At 67.5% G+C, this 8,241-nt stretch carries 7 protein-coding genes and 1 riboswitch; of the genes, 3 read left to right on the forward strand and 4 right to left on the reverse strand.

The window, feature by feature from the left end; genetic code table 11:
* Positions 1 to 6: 6 nt before the first annotated feature.
* Positions 7 to 2,244: an NADP-dependent isocitrate dehydrogenase gene (locus tag AWB89_RS14530; protein WP_085096252.1), complete on the reverse strand. Its 2,238-nt coding sequence runs from the start codon at positions 2,242 to 2,244 to the stop codon at positions 7 to 9.
* A gap of 177 nt (positions 2,245 to 2,421) precedes the next feature.
* A riboswitch (SAM riboswitch) is annotated at positions 2,422 to 2,539 on the forward strand.
* 144 nt (positions 2,540 to 2,683) lie between these two features.
* Between AWB89_RS14530 and AWB89_RS14535 the strand changes: the two genes are divergently transcribed.
* From AWB89_RS14535 to AWB89_RS14545, 3 genes are read left to right on the forward strand one after another with little or no spacing between them, the layout of a single operon-like run.
* A complete protein-coding gene (locus tag AWB89_RS14535; protein WP_085174481.1) occupies positions 2,684 to 4,063 on the forward strand; it encodes a bifunctional o-acetylhomoserine/o-acetylserine sulfhydrylase in 1,380 nt (459 codons plus the stop codon).
* A gap of 11 nt (positions 4,064 to 4,074) precedes the next feature.
* Positions 4,075 to 5,223 carry a homoserine O-acetyltransferase MetX gene (gene metX / locus AWB89_RS14540; protein WP_085174483.1) on the forward strand — a complete coding sequence of 383 codons (1,149 nt, stop codon included), beginning with the start codon at positions 4,075 to 4,077 and terminating at the stop codon, positions 5,221 to 5,223.
* The gene (locus AWB89_RS14545) at positions 5,220 to 5,951 is read left to right on the forward strand and encodes a class I SAM-dependent methyltransferase (protein WP_085096258.1); all 732 of its coding nucleotides are present in this window, start codon (positions 5,220 to 5,222) and stop codon (positions 5,949 to 5,951) included. The genes metX and AWB89_RS14545 overlap by 4 nt, the downstream gene beginning before the upstream one ends.
* Here AWB89_RS14545 and AWB89_RS14550 read toward each other — a convergent pair.
* From AWB89_RS14550 to AWB89_RS28455, 3 genes are all read right to left on the reverse strand, one after another.
* Positions 5,948 to 6,787: an SDR family oxidoreductase gene (locus AWB89_RS14550; RefSeq protein ID WP_085174485.1), complete on the reverse strand. Its 840-nt coding sequence runs from the start codon at positions 6,785 to 6,787 to the stop codon at positions 5,948 to 5,950. The two genes, AWB89_RS14545 and AWB89_RS14550, sit on opposite strands and share 4 nt — an antisense overlap.
* Positions 6,788 to 6,795: 8 nt before the next feature.
* The gene (locus tag AWB89_RS14555) at positions 6,796 to 8,049 is read right to left on the reverse strand and encodes a PE-PPE domain-containing protein (protein ID WP_085174488.1); all 1,254 of its coding nucleotides are present in this window, start codon (positions 8,047 to 8,049) and stop codon (positions 6,796 to 6,798) included.
* Between the two features lie 84 nt (positions 8,050 to 8,133).
* Positions 8,134 to 8,241 (reverse strand): hypothetical protein (locus AWB89_RS28455; RefSeq protein ID WP_420914893.1); only part of this gene is annotated, 108 nt, incomplete at its 5' end.

Below are 8,241 nucleotides of genomic sequence, written 5' to 3' on the forward strand. Positions count from 1 at the left end.
CGGCGCTCAGCCTTGCGAAGCTGCTAGCGCTTCGTTGAACGTTTTGCTCGGCCGCATCACTGCAGTCGTCTTCTCGGTGTCCGGGCGATAGTAGCCGCCGATGTCGACCGCCTCGCCCTGCGCCTCCGCCAGTTCGGCCACGATCGCGTCCTCGTTGCGGCTCAATTCCTCGGCCAGCGCGGCGAAATGCTCGCGCAACTCTTCGTCGTCGGATTGCGCGGCCAACTGCTCGGCCCAGTACAGCGCCAGGTAGAACTGGCTGCCCCGGTTGTCGAGTTCACCGGTTCGGCGCGACGGACTCTTGTTGTTCTCCAACAGTTTGCCGATCGCCGCATCCAGCGTCTTGCCCAGGATCTTGGCGCGCTCGTTGCCGGTCTTGATGCCGATGTCCTCGAAACACGCTCCCAGAGCCAGGAATTCGCCGAGCGAATCCCAGCGCAGGTGATTCTCCTCGACGAGTTGGTGGACGTGCTTCGGCGCCGAACCGCCCGCCCCGGTCTCATACATACCGCCGCCGGACATCAGCGGCACGATGGACAGCATCTTGGCGCTGGTGCCGAGCTCCAGGATCGGGAACAGGTCGGTGAGGTAGTCGCGCAGGATGTTTCCGGTCGCGGCGATGGTGTCCTGCCCGCGCATCGCGCGCTCCAGCGTGTACCGCATGGCCCACACCTGCGGCATGATCTGGATTTCGAGGCCCTCGGTGTCGTGCTCCTTGAGGTACGCCTTGACCTTCTTGCGCAGCTCGACCTCGTGCGGCCGCTCGGTGTCCAGCCAGAAAACCACGGTCATGCCCGAGTTGCGGGCCCGGGTGACGGCCAGCTTGACCCAGTCGCGGATCGCTTCGTCGGTGACGATGGGCATGCGCCAGATGTCGCCTTCTTCGACGTTCTGGGTCAGCAGGACCTCACCGGTGTCGAGGTCGACGATGTTGGCCACGCCGCCTTCGGGGATCTCGAACGTCTTGTCGTGCGAGCCGTACTCCTCGGCCTGCTGCGCCATCAGGCCGACGTTGGGGACGGTGCCCATCGTCGTCGGGTCGAACTGCCCGTGGGTTTTGCAGAAGTTGATGATCTCCTGGTAGATGCGGGAGAAGGTCGATTCGGGGTTGACGGCCTTGGTGTCCTTCTGCCGCCCGTCGGCGCCCCACATCTTGCCGCCCGCGCGGATCATCGCCGGCATCGACGCATCCACGATCACGTCGCTGGGCGAATGGAAGTTGGTGATGCCCTTGGCCGAATCGACCATCGCCAGTTCCGGCCGGTGCTCGTGGCAGGCGTGCAGGTCGCGGATGATCTCCTCGTGCAGCGACGCGGGCAGCGACTCGATCTTGTCGTAGAGGTCGACCAGCCCGTTGTTGACGTCGACGCCGAGCTCGTCGAACAGCTCCTGGTGCTTGGCGAAGGCGTCCTTGTAGAAGACCTTCACCGCGTGACCGAAGACGATCGGGTGCGACACCTTCATCATGGTCGCCTTGACGTGCAGTGAGAACATCACGCCGGTCTCGTAGGCGTCCTGCATCTGCTCCTCGTAGAACTCGACGAGGGCCTTCTTGCTCATGAACATGGAATCGATGACGTCGCCGTCGCGCAGCTCGACCTTGGGCTTGAGCTCGAGGGTCTGCCCGCCCTCGGTTTCCAGCACCATCTTGACGTTGCGCGCGCGGTCCAGCGTCATCGACTTCTCGCCGTGATAGAAGTCGCCGTGCTTCATGGTCGCGACGTGCGTGCGCGACGCCGGCGACCAGTCCGCCATGCTGTGCGGGTGCTTGCGGGCGTACTCCTTGACGGCCTTCGGTGCGCGCCGGTCCGAATTGCCCTGCCGCAGTACCGGGTTGACGGCGCTGCCGAGGCATTTGGCGTAGCGCGCACGAATTTTCTTGTCCTCGTCCGTCTTTGGAGTCTGCGGAAAGTCCGGGATTTGGTAGCCCTTGCCCTGTAGCTCCTTGACGGCGGCGATCAGCTGGGGAACCGAGGCGCTGATGTTGGGCAGCTTGATGATGTTGGTGTCGGGCAGCTCGGTCAGCCGGCCCAGTTCGGCCAGGTTGTCCGGCACCCGCTGCTCCTCGGTCAGCTGATCGGGGAACTCGGCGAGGATCCGGGCCGCCAGCGAGATGTCACTCGCCTCGATCTTGATGCCCGCCGGCTCGGCGAAGGCTCGCACGATCGGCAGGAACGCGTAAGTCGCCAGCAGCGGCGCTTCGTCGGTCAGCGTGTAGATGACGGTCGGCTGTTCGGCGCACACGGTCCATCTCCCGGCGTCGTTGTCAGATATTGATGGGGCTAGAGCGTTCTGCTTGCCACGTTATCAAGGGTGTTTGGACACCTGTCGACCTGCAGGCCAGCGCGCTGAACTGCGGCATCGACCGCGGACGGATCGTCCGTTGGCACTGACTCGCCGCTATGAGATAGGCTTCACATCGGTCATGAGCGCCAGCGCTAAGCCCCGGCTTGCTGGCCGGCAACCCTCCAACCGCGGTGGGGTGCCCCGGGTGAAAGACCAGGTCTAGTAGCCACAGGCTGCGCGGCAAGCGCGGGTCCGCCATACCGGACCCCTGACTAGAGGGGAAACGTGATGTGCATCCATCAAGCTCACTCGCGCCGCTTTGTCTGCCGTCGTTAGGTCGGCCGAGTACCTCCCGATACCCGATTTCATGCCCTTCTGAGAAGAAAGCACACCGCACGTGAGCTCCCAAAACAACGAAACCAGTCCCGAGGCCGATCCGACCGCGCATCCGTCGCCCGAAACGTGGTCGTTCGAGACGAAGCAGGTCCACGCGGGTCAGAGCCCCGACGCCGCGACCCACGCCCGCGCCCTGCCGATCTACCAGACCACCTCGTACGTCTTCGACGACACCACCCACGCCGCCGCCCTGTTCGGGCTCGAGGTTCCGGGCAACATCTACACCCGGATCGGCAACCCGACCACCGACGTCGTCGAGCAACGCATCGCCGCGCTCGAGGGCGGGGTGGCCGCGCTGTTCCTGTCCTCCGGGCAGGCCGCTGAGACATTCGCCATATTGAACCTCGCAAGTGCCGGAGATCACATCGTCTCCAGCCCGCGGCTCTACGGCGGGACCTACAACCTGCTCCACTACTCGCTGCCGAAGCTCGGCATCGAGGTCAGCTTCGTCGAGGACCCCGACGATCTGGACTCGTGGCAGGCGGCGGTGCGGCCGAACACCAAGGCGTTTTTCGGCGAGACCATCTCCAACCCGCAGATCGACATCCTGGACATCCCGGGGGTCGCCGGGGTTGCCCACGCCAACGGCGTCCCGCTGATCGTCGACAACACCATCGCCACCCCCTACCTGATCCAGCCGTTCTCCCACGGCGCCGACATCGTGGTGCACTCGGCCACCAAGTACCTGGGTGGGCACGGCTCCGCGATCGCCGGCGTCATCGTCGACGGCGGCACCTTCGACTGGACGCAGGGCCGGTTCCCCGGCTTCACCACGCCCGATCCCAGCTACCACGGCGTGGTGTTCGCCGAGCTGGGGCCGCCGGCCTACGCGCTGAAGGCCCGCGTGCAATTGCTGCGCGACCTGGGGTCGGCCGCCGCGCCGTTCAACGCGTTCCTGGTGGCCCAGGGCCTCGAGACGCTCAGCCTGCGCGTCGAGCGGCACGTCGCCAACGCGCAGCGGGTCGCCGAGTTCCTGGCCGGGCACGAGGGCGTGCTGTCCGTGAACTACGCCGGGCTGCCCAGCTCGCCGTGGTACGAACGCGGAAAGCAGCTGGCGCCCAAGGGAACCGGGGCCGTGCTGGCGTTCGAGCTGGCCGGCGGCGTCGAGGCCGGGAAGGCGTTCGTCAACGCGCTGCAGCTGCACAGCCACGTCGCCAACATCGGCGACGTGCGCTCCCTGGTGATCCACCCGGCGTCGACGACGCACGCGCAGCTTTCGGCCGAGGAGCAACTCGCCACCGGCGTCACCCCCGGCCTGGTTCGGCTGGCCGTGGGGATCGAGGGCATCGACGACATCCTGGCCGACCTGGAGCTCGGCTTCGCCGCGGCCCGCAAGTTCGGCGCCGAGGCGGCCGACCCGCAGGCCGTGGCGGCGTTCTGAGGGGCCCCGACATGACGATCTCCGACGTTCCGACGCAGACGCTGCCCGCCGAGGGCGAGGTCGGGTATGTCCACATCGGCTCGCTGACCACGGAAAGCGGCGCGGTGATCGACGACGTCTGCATCGCCGTCCAGCGCTGGGGCGAGCTGTCGCCCACGCGCGACAACGTGGTGGTGGTGCTGCACGCGCTGACCGGCGACTCGCACATCACCGGGCCCGCCGGCGCCGGGCATCCCACGCCCGGCTGGTGGGACGGCGTGGCCGGCCCGGGCGCGCCGATCGACACCAACCGCTGGTGCGCGTTGGCCACCAACGTACTCGGCGGTTGCCGGGGATCGACCGGCCCCAGCTCGCTCGCCCGGGACGGAAAGCCTTGGGGCTCACGGTTTCCGCTGATCTCGGTGCGCGACCAGGTGCAGGCCGACGTCGCCGCGCTGGCCGCGCTGGGCATCGACCGGGTGGCCGCGGTGGTCGGCGGATCCATGGGCGGCGCAAGGGCTTTGGAGTGGATCGTCGGCCATCCCGACCGGGTGCGGGCCGGCCTGCTGCTCGCCGTCGGCGCCCGCGCCACCGCCGACCAGATCGGCACCCAGGCCACCCAGATCGCGGCGATCAAGGCCGACCCGAACTGGCAGGGCGGCGACTACCACGGCACCGGACGCAAACCCGACGCCGGGCTGACGATCGCCCGCCGCTTCGCGCACCTGACCTACCGGGGCGAGCTGGAGCTCGACACCCGGTTCGCCAACGACGCCCAGGGCGACGAGGACCCGGCTCCCCCATTGGGCGGCGGCCGCTACGCCGTGCAGAGCTACCTGGAGCACCAGGGCGACAAGCTGTTGTCCCGCTTCGACGCCGGGAGCTACGTCATCCTGACCGAGGCGCTCAGCAGCCACGACGTGGGCCGCGGGCGCGGCGGGGTAGACCGTGCCCTGCGTTCGTGCCCGGTGCCCGTGGTGGTCGGCGGCATCACCTCCGACCGGCTCTATCCGCTGCGCCTGCAGGAGGAGCTGGCCGAGCTGCTGCCCGGCTGCGACGAGCTGCACGTCGTCGACTCCGTCTGCGGGCACGACGGCTTCCTGGTGGAATCCGAGGCCGTCGGCGAATTGATCCGCAAGACACTGGATTTGGCGGACTCGGCCGATGGGGGTCGGCGGTGATCCGCTCCCGACAGGACCGCTCCCTTTCGTTCGGCTCGGCGGCCGCTGCCTACGAGCGTGGCCGGCCCTCCTATCCGCCGGAGGCGATCGACTGGCTGATACCGCGCGGCGCCCGCCAGGTGCTCGACCTCGGCGCGGGCACCGGCAAGCTGACCACCCGGCTGGTGGAACGCGGCCTGGACGTGGTGGCCGTCGACCCGATCCCCGACATGCTCGAAGTGCTGCGCAGCTCGCTGCCGGAGACCCGCGCGCTGCTGGGGACGGCGGAAGAGATTCCGTTGGAGGACAACAGCGTTGACGCGGTGCTGGTCGCACAGGCGTGGCACTGGGTGGATCCCGAGCGGGCGATTCCGGAGGTGGCCCGCGTGCTGCGGCCGGGCGGGCGGCTGGGCCTGGTGTGGAACACCCGCGACGAACGGCTGGGCTGGGTGCGGGAGCTGGGCGAGATCATCGGCTCCGACGGCGACCGCGGGCGCTTCGACGTGACGCTGTCGGAGGCGTTCACCGCGCCGGAGCGCCATCAGGTCGAGTGGACGAATTACGTTACGCCGCAAGCCCTGATCGACCTGGTCGCGTCCCGCAGCTACTGCATCACGTCGCCGACCGAGGTCCGCACCCAGACGCTGGACCAGGTGCGCGAGTTGCTGGCCACCCACCCGGCGCTGGCGAACTCGAACGGTCTGGCGCTGCCGTACGTCACCGTGTGCATCCGGGCGGCGCTGGGCTAGGACTCGGTCGCGGGCAGGCCCGTGGGGTCCCGGCCTTCGTAGAGCATCGGCAGGTAGGACGCGAGGAAGCCCTCGATGTCCCGACCGTGGTTGACCACCCAGTCCTCGTTCTCCGGGTGCGTGAGGATGAGGAATCGTTCCTGCTGGATCGCGGCGACGACCCGCTCGGCGGCATCGTCGGGCTGGATCGGGCGCAGCAAGTGGGGCGGGAAGTTGATCCATCGCGGGTCGTCGATGCCGATCATGCGTGCGCTCTCGCCGATGTTGGTGGCCACCAACTCCGGGCAGAGGACCGAAACCCCAATGCCTTTGGGCCGCAGGTAGAGATACAGGCCCTCGGTGATCCCGACCACGGCGTGTTTGGCGCCGATGTAGGGGATGTTGTCGTAGCCGTGGGCGTACAGGCCCGCGATCGAGGCCGTGTTGACGATCCAGCCGTGGCCCTGTTCGAGCAGGATGGGCACGAACGCGCGGATGCCCCGCACGACGCCGAACACGTTGATGTCGAACAGCCGCTGCCAGTCCTGCATCGGGACTCGCTCCGGCGGGCCGAGAAGCGCCACGCCGGCGTTGTTCATCACGATGTCCACCTTGCCGAATTCGGAGAGCACCCTTTGCGCCAAGGCGTCGACGTCGGCGTCGGAGGTGACGTCGCAGCGAACCGCCAGCGCCCGTTGCCCGAGTTCGCCGATGGCCGCGACGGTCTCGTCCATCCGCTGCTGGTGAATGTCACCGACCACCACGTCGGCGCCGGCCCGCGCCAGCGCGAGCGCCGTGGCCCGGCCAATGCCGGAAGCACCACCGGTAATGACCGCGACCGCGCCGGAAAGTTCCATCGTTCACGTCACCAGAAGAGGTTCGGCAACGGGGGCAAGCCTTGCAGTGAACCCTGCAAGAAGTAGGGCCCGGCGTTCGGCGTCAGGGACGAATAGCCGTCGTTGACGATCGGCTGCAGGAAGGCGTTGAGGCCGTTGACGATTGGCTGCGGGACGCCGAGCTGCTCGAGCGGGAACAACATCGGCAGAGTCGGCGACGGGACCATGTACGTCGTGACAGTGCCACCCAAGGAGCTGGTCGAACTCGAGACCTGCACGGCGTCCGACATCGAGACCAGTGATGTGGTGTTGTGGTTGTAGATCCCTGCGGCCAGTGAGTTCACCCACGCCGGAATATCCCACGGCCGGTCGGGCGGGTTGCCGAAGAAGTCGTACTGGCCGAACACCACGCTTACGTCGTACTGGGTGTTCGGCACCCCCTGCGCCGTGTAGTCGACGAAAGGCACGGTGAACCCGTTCGGCAGGTAGATGTGGAACAAGCCGGTCTCGGGTCCGTTGAACATGGCGAACTGCAGGGCGCTGTGCGGTGGGGCGGTCGGGTCGGCCGCCAGGGCGGCCAGTTCGCGGTTGACGACGAGGGTTCCCTCCGACAGCGCGGCGATGCGCACCGGTAAGCCGTTGCCGTTGGTGAACGCGTTCATGATCTGGTCGTTGAGCGCTCGCTGTCCCATGGCGATCGCGTCGTTGACGCCGGGAGCGGCCAGACTCCCGCTGATGATGCCGATGCTGGCCGGGTAGTTGACCACTTGTGGGGTGGTGCCGGGGAACCAGTTCTGCCCGATGGCATGGTTCAGCAGGTCGTAGCCCTGCAGGATCGATACGGAAATCGGGCCCGGGATGCTGCCGGCATAAAGCAACTGACCCAGATAGGGCAGCTCGGTGATGAAGTTCGGGTAGTAGAGCGGTCCCGCGCCCGGGACCGTGATCCGCGTGCCCGCCGCCGCCCCCGGGATCGACTGGCGCGCCAATAGCGTCTGGGCCGTCGTCATCTCGGAGGTCAGATACGTGTTCGCGTTCGCCGCCAAGGTGAGCGCGAATCGCTCCTGCAGGTCCGCCGCTTGCGCGGTGAGCGCCTGGAATGCGACGGCGTGCGCGCCGAACAACGACGCGATGCCGGTCGACACCTCGTCGGCGCCTGCGGCTAACAGCGACGTGGTGGAGTTCGCAGCCGCCGCGTTCGCCGCGTCGACCACGGAGCCGATCCGGGCCAAATCCTCAGCAGCGCTCGTCAACAACTCAGGCGTTGCGAGGACATACGACACTGGCGCCTCTTTGCGGAGCGAACACGGTGGCTGTGAGGCTACTCGCAACCGGGACGCAAGGCGTGGCTTTCCCGGGGCTCGTGACTATGACGCCTCTTCCTCGTCGTCGTCGTTGTCGGGGTGGAGGAGTTTTTCGGGGTGGTGGTAGGTGTTGGTGCGGGGTTGGCCGCGGTCGAGGTGGGGTGGGGGGAT

The sequence above is a fragment of the Mycobacterium paraense genome (assembly GCF_002101815.1).
GTDB lineage: Bacteria > Actinomycetota > Actinomycetes > Mycobacteriales > Mycobacteriaceae > Mycobacterium > Mycobacterium paraense.